The organism is Streptomyces sp. IBSNAI002 (genome assembly GCF_052244475.1).
Lineage (GTDB): Bacteria > Actinomycetota > Actinomycetes > Streptomycetales > Streptomycetaceae > Streptomyces.
The window spans coordinates 6,922,985-6,936,132 of sequence record NZ_JBQPXG010000002.1 but is presented as its reverse complement, the minus strand read 5'-3'; the positions used below and the strand labels follow the sequence as shown (position 1 = coordinate 6,936,132).

Annotated in this window: 12 protein-coding genes and 1 pseudogene; 6 read left to right on the top strand and 7 right to left on the bottom strand. The window is 73.7% G+C overall.

Annotation, left to right across the window (positions count from 1 at the left end; all coding sequences use genetic code 11):
* Nucleotides 1-65: 65 nt before the first annotated feature.
* Nucleotides 66-1,057 (bottom strand): annotated as a pseudogene (locus ACTVZO_RS32695) (NAD(P)/FAD-dependent oxidoreductase).
* A gap of 66 nt (nucleotides 1,058-1,123) precedes the next feature.
* On the opposite strand from ACTVZO_RS32695, the gene ACTVZO_RS32690 reads away from it, so the two are divergent.
* Together ACTVZO_RS32690 and ACTVZO_RS32685 are read left to right on the top strand one after the other, a co-directional pair.
* Nucleotides 1,124-1,741: a helix-turn-helix domain-containing protein gene (locus ACTVZO_RS32690; protein WP_443301746.1), complete on the top strand. Its 618-nt coding sequence runs from the start codon at nucleotides 1,124-1,126 to the stop codon at nucleotides 1,739-1,741.
* A complete protein-coding gene (locus tag ACTVZO_RS32685; protein ID WP_443301745.1) occupies nucleotides 1,738-2,223 on the top strand; it encodes a nucleotide triphosphate diphosphatase NUDT15 in 486 nt (161 codons plus the stop codon). The genes ACTVZO_RS32690 and ACTVZO_RS32685 overlap by 4 nt, the downstream gene beginning before the upstream one ends.
* Nucleotides 2,224-2,299: 76 nt before the next feature.
* On the opposite strand, the gene ACTVZO_RS32680 is transcribed toward ACTVZO_RS32685, so the two are convergent.
* The 4 genes from ACTVZO_RS32680 to ACTVZO_RS32665 all read right to left on the bottom strand — a co-directional run bounded on the left by ACTVZO_RS32680 (nucleotide 2,300) and on the right by ACTVZO_RS32665 (nucleotide 7,752).
* Complete coding sequence (locus ACTVZO_RS32680) at nucleotides 2,300-2,962, bottom strand: GOLPH3/VPS74 family protein (protein ID WP_443301744.1); 663 nt, start codon at nucleotides 2,960-2,962, stop codon at nucleotides 2,300-2,302.
* Between the two features lie 138 nt (nucleotides 2,963-3,100).
* Nucleotides 3,101-5,155 (bottom strand): MDR family MFS transporter, encoded by a 2,055-nt coding sequence (locus tag ACTVZO_RS32675; RefSeq protein WP_443301743.1) that lies wholly within the window; start codon nucleotides 5,153-5,155, stop codon nucleotides 3,101-3,103.
* Nucleotides 5,156-5,298: 143 nt separating this feature from the next.
* Nucleotides 5,299-6,654 (bottom strand): 6-phospho-beta-glucosidase, encoded by a 1,356-nt coding sequence (locus ACTVZO_RS32670; protein ID WP_443303342.1) that lies wholly within the window; start codon nucleotides 6,652-6,654, stop codon nucleotides 5,299-5,301.
* Nucleotides 6,655-6,765: 111 nt separating this feature from the next.
* A complete protein-coding gene (locus ACTVZO_RS32665; protein WP_443301742.1) occupies nucleotides 6,766-7,752 on the bottom strand; it encodes a helix-turn-helix domain-containing protein in 987 nt (328 codons plus the stop codon).
* 218 nt (nucleotides 7,753-7,970) lie between these two features.
* Between ACTVZO_RS32665 and ACTVZO_RS32660 the strand changes: the two genes are divergently transcribed.
* From ACTVZO_RS32660 to ACTVZO_RS32650, 3 genes are all read left to right on the top strand, one after another.
* Nucleotides 7,971-8,639 (top strand): helix-turn-helix domain-containing protein, encoded by a 669-nt coding sequence (locus ACTVZO_RS32660; protein WP_384223941.1) that lies wholly within the window; start codon nucleotides 7,971-7,973, stop codon nucleotides 8,637-8,639.
* Nucleotides 8,640-8,703: 64 nt separating this feature from the next.
* Entirely contained in the window at nucleotides 8,704-9,261 is a 558-nt protein-coding gene (locus ACTVZO_RS32655; protein ID WP_361752715.1) for a toxin-antitoxin system, toxin component, read from the top strand.
* Entirely contained in the window at nucleotides 9,258-10,445 is a 1,188-nt protein-coding gene (locus tag ACTVZO_RS32650) for an MAB_1171c family putative transporter (RefSeq protein WP_443301741.1), read from the top strand. The genes ACTVZO_RS32655 and ACTVZO_RS32650 overlap by 4 nt, the downstream gene beginning before the upstream one ends.
* 32 nt (nucleotides 10,446-10,477) lie before the next feature.
* Here the strand turns inward: ACTVZO_RS32650 and ACTVZO_RS32645 are convergent, their stop codons facing one another.
* On the bottom strand, nucleotides 10,478-11,254 hold the full coding sequence (locus tag ACTVZO_RS32645; protein WP_443301740.1) for a bestrophin-like domain: 777 nt from the start codon (nucleotides 11,252-11,254) through the stop codon (nucleotides 10,478-10,480).
* Between the two features lie 116 nt (nucleotides 11,255-11,370).
* The gene (locus ACTVZO_RS32640; RefSeq protein ID WP_443301739.1) at nucleotides 11,371-12,000 is read right to left on the bottom strand and encodes a hypothetical protein; all 630 of its coding nucleotides are present in this window, start codon (nucleotides 11,998-12,000) and stop codon (nucleotides 11,371-11,373) included.
* A gap of 204 nt (nucleotides 12,001-12,204) precedes the next feature.
* Here ACTVZO_RS32640 and ACTVZO_RS32635 point away from each other — a divergent pair, with 204 nt between their 5' ends.
* Nucleotides 12,205-13,128, top strand: coding sequence for an alpha/beta hydrolase (locus ACTVZO_RS32635; protein ID WP_443301738.1), 924 nt, complete (start codon nucleotides 12,205-12,207; stop codon nucleotides 13,126-13,128).
* The last annotated feature ends 20 nt before the right edge of the window (nucleotides 13,129-13,148 follow it).

Sequence of the window (13,148 nt, the reverse complement as noted above, 5' to 3'; positions counted from 1 at the left end):
CACACCGCCCAGAGCCTGCGCGATCGGACACTGGCCGAAACCCGCACACCTGTGCGTACGCGCGTCTACCGGCGGCCCGCCGCAGCGCGGTGGGCCTCCACCGCACGCCGGGTCTCCTCCTCCACGAGATCGGCGTTGATCGCGGCGGCCGCGCGCACCCCCTGGGCCGCCGCGCCCGCGACCTGTTCCATCGGGGCGGTGACATTGCCCGCCGCCCAGACGCCCGGGTGGGCGGTGGCCCCGGTCACCGGGTCGGACTCGACGCAGGTGCCGACGACGTGGCCGTTTCGTTTCAGGGCGGCCGTCGGCAGCCCGAGGCCGGTCAGGACGCCGGAGCGGGCCGTGAACCGGGGCGCGACCACGAGCGCGCCGCACCGGGCCGTACCCCCGCCCGCCAGGGTCACCCCGGTGAGCCGGTCCTCGTCGACGAGGAGGCCGGTGACCTCGCCCTCGACGACCTCGACGCCCCGGGCCGCCAGCAGCTCCCGGTCCTCGGCGGTGAGCCGCCAGGTGTGCGCGAGGAGGATGGTGCGCGCGGTCCACTGCCGCCACAGGCCGGCCTGGAACACGGCCAGGGGGCCGTCGGCCAGCACCGCGACGGCTGGTCCCGCACCTCCCAGCCGTGGCAGTACGGGCAGTGCAGTACGTCCCGCCCCCAGCGCGCCCGCAGCCCGGGCACGGCGGGGAGCTCGTCCACCAGACCGGTGGCGACGAGCAGCCGCCCCGCCCGGACGGTCGAGCCGTCCCCGCAGCGGACCAGGAACCCTCCGCCGGGCAGCCGGTCCGCGGCGACCACCGTGCCCGGCCGGATCCGCCCGCCGTAGCCGGTGACCTCCGCCCTCCCCGCGGCCAGCAGGTCGGCCGGGCTGCGCCCGTCGTGGCCGAGGTAGCCGTGCAGGTGCGCGGCGGGGGCGTTGCGCGGGCTCCCGGAGTCGATCACCAGCACCGAGCGGCGGGCCCGGACCAGGGTCAGCGCCCCGGCGAGCCCGGCGGCTCCGCCGCCGACGACCACCACGTCGAACCGCTCCGTCTTCATGTCTTCGTTCTCGCTGTCCATACGGTGAGGATCTTCCCGCCCGGCCGGACTTGACAAATGTTGTTGCCGAAGCGGCAAATGGGAACCATGGCCACCGAGAAGCAGGACGAGGAACTCGCCGGCGTGCTCACCGCCGTCGGGCCGCGGCTGCGCGCCCTTCGCCAGGAGCGCGGCACCACCCTGGCCCAGCTCAGCGAGGCCACCGGAATCTCACTCTCCACCCTGTCCCGGCTGGAATCCGGACAGCGCAGGCCCACGCTGGAGCTGCTGCTCCCGCTCGCCAAAGCGCACCGGGTGGCGCTCGACGAGCTGGTCGGCGCGCCCGAGACCGGGGATCCGCGGATCCGCCCGCGCCCCCTCGTCCGCCACGGCACCACCATCCTGCCGCTGACCCGCCACTTCGGCGGGGTGCACGCCTTCAAGCAGGTCTTCCCCGCCGTCGAAGGCACGGCGGCCCCGCCGGAACTGCGCGTCCACGAGGGCTACGAGTGGCTGTACGTGCTGTCCGGACGCATCCGGCTGCTGCTGGGCGAGCACGACCTGGTCCTCGGCCCCGGGGAGGTCGCCGAGTTCGACACGCGCACCCCGCACGCCTTCTTCAACGCGGGACCGCACGCGGCGGAATGCCTCAGCCTCTTCGGGCCGCAGGGCGAGCGGATCCACGTCCGCGCCCGGCCCACCACCTCACCGGAAGGACGCACATGAGCCCCACCGACGAGCGCCCCGAACGCCCCGAACGGGCCGCCCCGCAGCCCAACGCCGTCGTCGGCGTCGGCCTGGTCGTGGTCGGCCGGGACGGCCGGATCCTGCTCGGCCAGGCGCACGACGGCCGCTGGGAGCTGCCCGGCGGCAAGGTGGACCCCGGGGAGGGCTTCGAACAGGCCGCCGCCCGGGAACTCGCCGAGGAGACCGGCCTGCGGGCGGACCCCGGGGGGATCCGCGTGCTCTCCGTGCAGATCGACTCGAAGGCGGGCCTGACCCGGCTGACGGCGGCCGCCGTGACCACGACGGCGCACGGCGTCCCCGCGGTCACCGAGCCGCACAAGATCGCCCGTTGGGAGTGGTTCGCCCCGGCCGACATCCCCACCGCGCTCTACGCCCCGTCGGCGGGGGTGCTGCGCGTCTGGCGCCCGGACCTCACGACACTGCCGCACGTGCCCTCGTACGACTACCCGACCACGACCTGACCGACCCCGCCCGGCACCCGGCCCTCGGCAGCCTGCACCCAGCGCCCGGCACCCCGGACGCCCCGTACGAGCGGCCTCAGCCGGTCGCCGCGACGACCGTCACCGCCGTGACCGCCACCATCGCCGCCTGCATGTCGCGGATCGCGGCCCGCACGCTCTCGGCCGCCCACTGACCGGCGGCTATCTCCGCCATCCGCGCCGACACCTGCCCGCGCGGCAGGTCCGGGAACGCGAGCCGGTGCAGCTTGGCCGCGTGCAGCAGGGCCACCAGACCCGCCGTGCGCTGGTCCGGTTCGGCGCCCCGGAGCACCACGGCGACGAGCCGCTCCCGCAGGGCCCGCTCGACCGTGCCGTCGGCCTCGGGGTAGCGGCGGCGCGGGAACACCCCGAACACCTTGCTCTCCTCCACCGAGACGACGCCGCGCTCACGCAGCCGCTCCACGGCGGCGCCGACCGCCTTCGCCTGGTCCTTCGTCAGCCAGTCCGTCACCCGCCGCTTGCTGCGTCCGCGCAGCCACGTCCCGATCAGCCCGAGCCGGCCGTCGAGCAGTTCCTCACCGGTGGGCGTGTCGTCGGACAGTGCCAGGTACTTGCCCTTCACCGTCACCCGCTCCGCCAGGACGAGTTCGAGCAGGAGCCCGCCCGCGACCGCCCAGCCCACCGCCTGCCGCTGCCTCGTCGCCCCGGACTCGTCGTCCAGGGAGAGCAGCATGATCTCCTCCGCCAGCGTGACCGTCATGACCGATACCCCCGTCGTCCGATGCCCGCGCTCCCCGCGCCCTCCGCGTGCCCCGCACAGAAGGACGCCCGGCGGCCACCGGAAGTTCCCGCCCCGCCTCCCGCCCCGCCTCCCGCCCCGCACCACCCCCCACCGCCCCTACGCCACCGCCTTCGGCGCGAAGTTGCCCTCGCGCAGGTCCTCCGCCAGCAGTCGCTTCGCGATCGCGTCCGCCGCCACCCGCAGCTCCGCGCTCCGCGGCCGGCCGCGGTCCTTCTCCAGCTGGTCCCCGAGCCAGTCCGCCCACGCCGCCGAGATGACGTCGGCCTCCCGCTGTCCGCCCGTCGTGAGCGTGAAGTAGTTGCCCTCGCGGCTGAGGTAGCCCTCCTCCACCATCCGGTCGAAGACCGGGAGCAGCACCTCCGGCGGCACGGAGCGGCGCCCGGCGATCAGGCCGAGGCCGGCGGCGCCCACCGTCCGGGTCAGGAGTTCCACCTGCATCACGGCCCACGCGCCCGCCATGTCCAGCCGGGTGTCCGAGGCGTGCACGATCGCCCGCGCCGTCTCCGGCCCCATGCTCCGTACGAGTTTGCCGACCGCCAGCTCCAGCAGCTTGGCCGAGTTCCCGCTGGCCGTGGCTGGCGAGGCGAAGCCGTCCCCCATGTCCGTCGACCCGGCGCGGGCGCTGTCGCGGAGCTTGACCTCCTTCAGGAACAGCCCGACGACGAACCCGATCACCGCCACGGGCACGGTCCACAGGAACACCGTGTGCAGGGCGTGCGCGTACGCGTCGACGACGGGCGCCGCGGCCGCCGGATCGAGCCGGTGCACGCCTTCTGGAGTGGAGATCGCCTTGGCCAGCTGCGCCGGGTCCTGCCCGGTGATCCGCGCCGACTCCGCGATCCCCGCCTTGAGCTCGGGGGCCAGGCTGTTCGCGTAGATCGTGCCGAAGACCGCCGTGCCGAAGGCGCTGCCGAGCGTGCGGAAGAACGTGACCCCCGAGGTCGCCGTGCCGAGGTCGGCGTAGTCCACGGTGTTCTGCACGGCGATCGTCAGCACCTGCATGGACAGGCCGATGCCGGTGCCGAGCACGAACATGTAGAGGGATTCCAGCAGGGTGCCGGTGCCGGGCTCCATCCGCGACAGCAGGTACAGGCCGACGCCCATGACCGCGTTGCCCACGATCGGGAAGATCCGGTACCGGCCGGTCTTGCTGGTGACGTTGCCGCTGAACACCGAGGCGATCAGCAGTCCGAAGACCATGGGCAGGGTCCGGACGCCCGAGACCGTGGCCGAATCCCCGTCGACGTACTGGAGGTAGGTCGGCAGGAAGGTCAGCGCGCCGAGCATCGCGAACCCGACGATGAAGCTGAGGACGGAGCACACGGAGAAGACCGGGTTGCGGAACAGCCGCATCGGCAGCATCGGCTCCGCGGCCCGCGTTTCGGCCAGGCAGAACAGCACCAGGGCGACGGCGCCGCCCGCGAACAGGCCGATGATCGTGACCGAGTTCCACGCGTACTCGTTGCCGCCCCAGCTGGTGGCCAGGATCAGGGCGCTCGCGCCGACCGCGACCAGGGCGATGCCCAGGTAGTCGATGACCGGTCTGCCCTCGGCCCGTACGGCGGGGATCGTGCGGGCGGCCGCGATGACGACGAGGATCGCGATCGGGACGTTGACGTAGAAGCACCACCGCCAGGTCAGCTGGTCGGTGAAGAACCCGCCGAGCAGCGGTCCGATGACGGTGGCGACGCCGAAGACGGCGCCGATCATGCCCTGGTACTTCCCGCGTTCGCGCAGCGGCACCACGTCGGCGATCAGTGCCATCGCCGTGACCATCAGGCCGCCGGCCCCGACGCCCTGGACGCCGCGCCACAGGATCAGGAACGTCATGTTGGGGGACAGACCGCACAGGAACGAGCCGCTGATGAAGACGACGGCGGAGATCTGGAAGATCAGTTTCCGGCCGAAGAGGTCGCCGAACTTGCCGACCAGTACCGTCGCCACGGTCTCCGCGAGCAGGTAGGCGGTCACCACCCACGACATGTGGTCGCCGCCGCCGAGGTCCCCCACGATCGTGGGCAGGGCGGTGCCGACGATCGTCTGGTCGAGCGCGGCCAGCAGTACGCCGAGCATGATCGTGCCGAAGACGATGTTGCGCCGCCGCCGGTCGAGCACGGGGGGCGCGGCGGCCGTGGCGGGGGCAGTGGTCACCCTCGCACTCTCACAGCCCCCCCGCCCCGCCGCATGCGGCATGGGCCGTACGGGCGATCGCACGGGCCACGGCGCGAAGCCCCGGGCGGGCGCCCGCGCGAAGCCCCGCGCGGACGCCCGCGCGATGCCCCGCGCGCCGGCGGTCAGCGCAGGTAGGCCAGGCCCGGGTGCTCGGAGGCGTACCCGTCGAGCAGCCGCCGGGCCACCCCCACCGAGTCCACCAGCGGGTGCAGTGCGAAGGCCTTCACCGCGGCCGCCCGCGAGCCGCTCGCCGCGGCCGCCAGGACCTCCCGCTCGACCGCCTTGACCGCCGTCACCAGCCCCACCGCGTGCAGCGGCAGCGGGGCGACGCCCACCGGGTGGGCGCCGTTGGCGTCGACCAGGCAGGGCACCTCGATGACGGCTTCCGCGTCGAGGACGGACAGGGTCGTGCCGTTGGGCACGTTGAGGATCAGCGTGGCCCGCTCGTCCCGGGCGATGGCCCGCATCAGCGCGAGCGCCACCTTCTCGTAGCCGCCGGACTCCAGGTCGCTCTCGTCGCGCTCGCCGGCCCCCGCCGCCTCGCGGTTCTCGGCCATGTACGTGGCCTCGCGCTCGGCCCGGGTCCGGTCCCAGGCGGCCAGCGCCGCCCCGGCCGGCAGCCCGGACTGCCCGGCCTCGGCGTAGAACCCGCGCTGCTGGTCGCGCAGGAAGGCCCCGCGCGTCTGCTTGGCCTCCTGGTAGGCCCGCACGGTGTCACGGTTGAAGTAGTAGTAGTGCAGGTACTCGTTCGGGATCGCACCGAGCGAGCGCAGCCACTCGGCGCCGAAGAGCCGCCCCTCCTCGAACGATTCCAGCGCCTGCGTGTCGGCCAGCAGCCGGGGCAGTTCGTCGCGGCCGCCGACGCGCAGCCCGCGCACCCAGCCCAGGTGGTTGAGGCCGACGTAGTCGATCCAGGCGTCCTGCGGCCGGGCGCCCAGCAGCCTGGCGATGCGCCGGCCCAGCCCCACGGGCGAGTCGCAGATGCCGATCACGCGCGCGCCGAGCTCCTCGGCCATCGCCTCGGTCACCAGCCCGGCCGGATTGGTGAAGTTGATGACCCAGGCGTCGGGAGCGGCGCGGGCGATCCTGCGCGCGAGTTCCCGGGCCACCGGCACGGTCCGCAGTCCGTACGCGATCCCGCCCGCGCCCACCGTCTCCTGGCCCAGCACGCCCTCGGCCAGGGCGATGCGCTCGTCGGCGGCCCGCCCCTCGAGCCCGCCGACCCGGATGGCCGAGAACACGAAGGCGGCCCCGCGCAGGGCCTCGTCGAGGTCTCCGGTGGCCGTGACGGCCGGGGCGTCGGGCACCCCGGCGGCGGCCGCCTGGTCCGCGAGCACCCGGGCCATGGCACCGAGCCGCACCGGATCCCCGTCGTACAGGGCCACCTCGGTCACCCGGCCCTCGGCACGGTCGCCGAGGAGTGCTCCGTAGACGAGGGGGACCCGGAAACCGCCCCCGCCGAGGATCGTCAGCCGCACGCCCTTACCGCCCTTCACCGCCACCAGTGCCACGATCGGTGACACCGGACCGTGACGGCATCCGTGGCACGCGACCTACCGGGCACAGTCTCCCCCGGCAGGCCGGTCCGCTCACTCCCCCAGCGACGGCACGGCGCGCAGCCGCGCGCCCTGCTGCTGGGCGGGCCCGCCGCCCCGGACGGGGCCCGCCGGCGCGCCCTGCGGCGCCGAGAGGATCAGGGTGATCCGGGTCAGCCCCATCGCGTCCAGCATCCGGCTGGTCTCGGCCACCATGCGGCAGCGCACCATGCCCCGCCGCGGGTCGGGGTGGCGCACGGTCCGCACCGCCCCGTCCTGTTCGGCCGCCTCGGCCCCGCGCATGCTCAGCCAGTGCGGCACGCCGTAGCGGTAGGCCGCCTCCATGAAGGGATCGCGGGCCACCTCCTGGCGGATGCTGCGCAGTCCCTCGTCCTCCGGGGCCGCGGCGAGCGCGGTGGCGAACTGGGCCAGCAGCGGTACGCACCAGGCCGGTTCGTGGTCCTCCAGCACGGCGGCGGCGTCCGGATGGAACAGCACGAAGCGCAGGAAGTTGTCGTCCGGCAGGGCCGTCGGATGCGGCCGTACCGTCTGGAAGAGCTGGTCGAAGGCCGAGTTGGTGAGCGCGACGTCCCAGCGGTGGTCCACCAGGAAGCTCGGGTAGGGGACGGCCTCCATGAGGGCCGCGTAGTCGCACAGGTAGTCGCGCTGCGCGGGGTCCTCGGGCAGCCGGTTCTCCTCGGCCGCCCGCCAGGTGGGCGGGGGGTCGCGGTCGACCATGACGCGGAAGAGCCAGAAGCACTGTCTCTCGCTCATCTCCAACGCCTCTGCCAGGGCCAGCAGTTTGCGGTCCGTCCACTCCTTGACCAGGCCGCGTTCCCAATTGCCGTACGCGCGCACGCTGATGCGCAGCCGAGCGGCGAGGTCCTCCTGGCTCAGCCCCAGTTCCTCGCGGCGCTGGCGCAAAATCTCCTTGCGTCGCTCCGACCGCACGGCGCCGCGTGCGGACTCCTCGCCCGCCAGGCGCTCCTCACCGGCTCGGGCGAGGCCATCGGCCGGGCCCACCGCTGCGAGATGTGGCACCGAGAGCTCCCCCTCCTCACGGTCTGGATCTTCATTTCCGTGTGGCGATCCTGCTACCGACTTCATTCGAGTGTCAACTATTGTGGCAATTCCAGCCTCTTGACAGCTCATTCCCGCCACAGCTGTGGCACGTTCTAGCCCTTCGGTGCGATAGCGGCTAGATTCCAGGAGCCGACCATGTGCCCGTACCGACTTCGTGCGAACTAGGAGAACCCCTGGTGACAGACGGCTTCCCGGCTCCCGTCGCGGTGGCCCACGCACCCCTGGCAGCCACCGTCACGCGCGTCGCCGAACTCGCGGGCAAGCTGGGCCGCGACCTGAACCAGGTCTTCGACCTGCGGCGCCTCTCGGAGGCGTCCGGCGTACCCACGGACGTGGTCAGGATCCTGCTCGACGGCAGGCCCGCCGGCGAACCCGATCTCCAGACGCGCTTCCTCCAGCGGCTCGACCTGCTGCGGCGCACCCGGGTCAAACCCAACGGCCGCCGCTACACGCAGCAGGAGATCGCGGACGGCGCCGGAATGTCCCGGCAGCAGGCCGGAGCCCTGATCAACGGCGACCGCCGCCCCACCATGGAGCACTGCGACGCGATCCAGCGCTTCTTCGGGGTGCACGCCGGCTTCCTCACCGCCCACGACGCGGACGCCCTCACCGACGCGCTCCAGCGCACCGAGCAACAGCTGCTCCAGGACTTCGCGGGCCGTGCGCGGGAAACCGTACCGGCCGCGGCCGCTTCGGCAGGCGATCCGCTGGCAAGACTTCTCCAGAACCACGGTGTGCGGGGCATCGCCTGGAGAGCCGCCCAACTGCCCAGCGACAAGCACCGGGACAAGGTGACCGAATGGCTGGACATGCTCCTCGAAAGCGTCAAACCGAACGAATCCTGACCCAGTCGAACATCTGGGTCTGATCCTTGAGTCCTGATCCGGATCCGCGCCGACGGGGAGAACGGTGAGCATAGGCAGAGAGCAGCGGCGGTTGTGCGGGGAGCTGGTGGCCGGGATCCGGCTGACCGCCCCCGTGGAACCCGTGGACCTCTACGCCGCCCTCTGCGAGGGCATGAGCAGACACCGCGGCCGCCGGGTGGATTTCCGGATGGCCTCGTTCCCGCCGGGGACGGCCAGCGGTCTGTGGCTCGACATGGCGGACCGCGATCTCGTGGTCATCGAGGAACGCACGGCACCCGACCACCAGCTGGTGATCCTGGGCCACGAGTTGTGGCACATGAAGGCCGGCCACTGCAGCCACCACGTCGACGGAGCCGCCGTCGCCGCCCGGCTGCTGTCCGACGAGGCCGACATCGGCGAGACCGTCCGCCGCGTCGCCGCGCGCACGCGTGCCGACGTGCGGGAGGAGAGCGAGGCCGAGACCTTCGGCTTACTGCTGGGGAGCCGGTGCCGGACCTGGCTCGCCGGGTCGGCGAGCCACCGGGCCCCGGCACAGCGCGACCATTTGGCGGGCCGGATCGAGGCCGCGCTGGGCTACCGGGGGCACAGGAACGATCGTTGAACGGCCAGGACTACTACATACCGGCAGCCGCGATGGCGGTCTCGCTCGCCTTCAAACTGCCGGCCCTGCGCTACAACTGGCGCGATCCGCTGCTCCGGTCGGTCTGCGCGCTGCTGATGCTGGCCGGCGCCGTGTTCGCCTTCGCCGCCCCGCCCACCATCGCGGCGGTCAACCGCTGGACCGGGGTGCCGAACGTCTCCGCTCCTCTGGTGTACTGCCTGATCACCGCCTTCAGCGCGTCCTGCCTGGTCCTGGTCGTCAACTGGCGGGGCGGGCCGCCCGAGGAGACCCGCCGCGTCTCGCAGCGCTGGATCCTCGGCTACAGCCTGGTGATCGTGGCCCTGGTCGTGCTCTTCGCCCTGGGCGAGGCCCCCGAGGAGCGGCTGCGCGACCTGGACACCCACTACGCGAACACCCCGTACATCCGCGAGATGATCGCCCTCTACCTCGTGGCGCACAACGTGGCCGCGGTGGTGATGGTGGCCATGTGCTGGCGCTGGTCCCTCCAGGTGCGCGGCTGGCTGCGGGTCGGCCTGATGATCATCGTCGCCGGCTACATGTTCAACCTCAGCTACGACGCCACCAAGATGACCGCGGTGATCGCCCGCTGGGCCGGGCACGACCTCGACTTCCTGAGCACCCTCGTCGCCCCGCCGCTGGCCTCCGTCGGAGCGCTGATCAGCGCGATCGGCTTCGTGCTCCCGCTCGTCTGCCAGCGGATGTCGGACAACTGGGAGACGTGGGCGACGTACCGCAAGCTCGGTTCGCTGTGGCAGGAGGTGCAGATCTCCGCGCCCGCCGGCACCCCGTCCGTGCAGATGGCCTGGTGGTCCGCGGCCGAGCTGCGCGTGATCCAGCGCGAGTCGGACATCCACGACGGATTCCTGCACCTGGGCCCGTACTTCGACCGTGCCCTGCGCGAACGGGCGTACGAGCGGGCCCTCGCGGAAGGGGCGGACGAGGCGGCCGCCCGCGCGGTCGCCGACGCCGCGATGGTCGCGGCCGCCGTGCAGGCCCGCTCGGCGGACCCCGAGGGCAGGGTCATCGGCGCCGGCGAGGAGACCGTGCTCGACACCGCGGACGGACCGCGCGACCTGCTGCGGATCTCCCACGCCCTGCGGCATTCGCCGGTGGTGCAGGCGGTCCGGCAGCAGGCCGCGCTGTCCGGGAGCGGCCAGGCCTGAGCCCCGAACGCCGAAGGGCGAAGGCCGAAGGCTCAGCGGGCGGCGGCCACCGCCGTCGCCGGGAACAGGTCCTGGAACGGCCCCGCGGAGTCGTTCCCGTCCCGCCCGTAGGGCGCGTCGAAGCTCCACACCATGAACAGCAGGAACACGATCAGGGCGCTGAACAGCCCGGCCAGCAGCAGCTCCCGCCCCGACCGGCGGATCTGCAGGGTGAAGATCAGCCCGACCGTGACCACCCCGCCGACCAGCAGCCCGAACCACACCACGCTCGGCAGCGTGGACTCCGAGCTCTGGGTGCGCGAATGGCGGGCGTCGTCGGCGGCGGCGATGTGGTCCAGCAGCGGCTGGTAGGCCTGCGCCTGGAGTTCGGTCGCGGGGCTCTGGTGGGTGACGTCGCTGCGCAGCTTGCCGAGCAGCTGCGCCCCCTCGGCCGAGGCGCTCTCGCCGGAGGTCAGCAGCGGCCAGTCCACCGCGACCGTGTGGGTGACGTACGCGTCCACCTCGCCGCGGATCCGGTCGCGGACGGCGGCCGGGTAGACGTCGGCGCGCTGGGTGACCTCGTACAGCGCCTGGGCCTCGCGGCGGACGCTGTCCTCGGCGGCGCCGCGCGCCTCCCAGACGCCCGCGATGGCCAGACCCAGCACGATCGCGTAGACCACGCCCACCATCATGGTCATGTACTCGATGACATCGGGGGTTTCGCTGGTGTCCTCGTCGTCGGCGGCCCGGCGGTGCCGGATCAGGGTGATGGTGAGGACGAGGGCGCAGACGAGCGCCATGGCGATGGCCAGGACCAGCCATTCGGACACGTGGGTTCTCCCGTGGTGGATCGGTGGGCGGTTCGGTGGGTGTTCGGTGGGCGGACCGGCCGGCGGTTCGGTCGGGTGGACGTGCGGCGCGGGCGGCGGGCGGCGGGCGGCGGCGGTCAGCCGCGGCTCTTGGAGCGGGGGCGCAGGGCGGCGGCCGCCAGTACGGCCGGGGTCGTGACGACGACCATGAGCATCACGGTGGACATCCCGCCGGGGCCGCGCCGCTTCAGGGCCACGGAGCGGTACGGACGCACGTGGAAGGCGCCCGCGGGCGCGGCGGCGGCCCTGGGCCGGGGCGGGGCGGGTGCGTCCGCCCGGACCGGTTCCGGACCGGCCCCCGGATCCGGCGCGGGCACCGGCGGCTCCGCCACCCCGGCCCGGGCCTCCGCGGAAGGCCCCGCGAGACCCGCCGGAGCCGGCGGCCCCGGCGGCCCCGGCGGCCGGGACGGCGCGGGCCGGTCCACGGCCGCGGGCGGCTCGGGGGACCGCCCCGGGTGGTGCACGGTGGGCCGCTCGGCTCCGGGCAGGCCCGCGCGTACCGAGGGCGGCCGGAACACCGGCCGGCCCGGCTCGCCGCCCGGCACGCACAGGTCGACCCGGGCGCCCCGGCCGTGCCCGTCGCCCGCGACCGCCACATGGCCGTGCAGCGGGCACAGGGCCGCCACCAGGCCCGCCCCGGCGAGGTACTGCCAAGCGGTCACCGCGTGTCCTCCCGATCCGCAGCGCAGATGCGCTTCGAGCTTCATCAGGTTCCTGAGGGTTACGGCTGAAGAAACGATCACGGCCCTGCTTCGACACGCGGCCGACCGGACAAGATCGCCGACGGAGCGGATCGGACCGGGTTCGGCGCGTCACGTCATGAATACGACAATCCGAGCGCAGGATGCTCCCGTGGACACGGACGTCATCACCGTCGGCGCCGAGCCGACTGCCCCAGGGGCGGTGCCGGCATGAGCACCGCCCGCGAGGACCTGTCTCCGGGGGTGCGCCGGATCAGCCTGGACGCCGGCGGCGGTTCCCTGTCCGCCCTGCTCTGCACCCCGTCCGGGGGCCCGCCGCGGGCCACGGTGGTCGCGGTGCACGGGGCGGGCATGAGCGCCGGGTACTTCGACAGCCAGGCCCTGCCGGACTTCTCCCTGCTCACCCTGGGGGCCCGCCTCGGGTACACGGTGGTGGCCGTCGACCGGCCGGGCTACGGCCGGTCGGCGGCCGCGCACCCCGAGGGCCGGACCATCGCCGAGCAGGCGGCCGCCCTCGCCGCCGCCGTCGGGGACTTCGGCGCCCGGCACCCGACCGGGGCCGGCGTCTTCCTGCTGGCCCACTCCTTCGGCGGCAAGGTCGCTCTGCTCACCGCGGCCGACCACGCCCCGACCGACCTGCTCGGCATCGAGATCTCCGGATGCGGCCACCGCTACGCGCCGGACGCCTTCACCGGAACGGGCGCCTCCCGGGGCGGCCGGCGCAACTGGGGGCCGCTGCGCCTCTACCCGCCGAGCACCTTCACCACCTGCGCCTCGATCGTGGCCCCCGTCCCGCCGCGGGAGCAGGCGGACATCGTCCGCTGGCCCGAGGTCTTCCGGGCCGCCGCGGGCCGCGTCCGCGTGCCCGTGCGTTTCACGTTCGCCGAGCACGAGCCGTGGTGGCGGTTCGACCGGGACGCGCTCGCCGAGCTGAGGTCGCGGCTCACCGCCGCCCCCCGGGTGCACATCGACCGGCAGCCGGAGGCCGGCCACAACATCAGCCTGGGCTACGCGGCGCGCGCCTACCACCTGCGCTGCCTGGGCTTCTTCGAGGACTGCCTGGTGCGGGGAACCGTCACCCACCCGCCGCTGGACTCCGACGGGGACCAGGAGCTGAAGGCCGTCACCGCCTGACCCGGTTCACCCCGTTCACC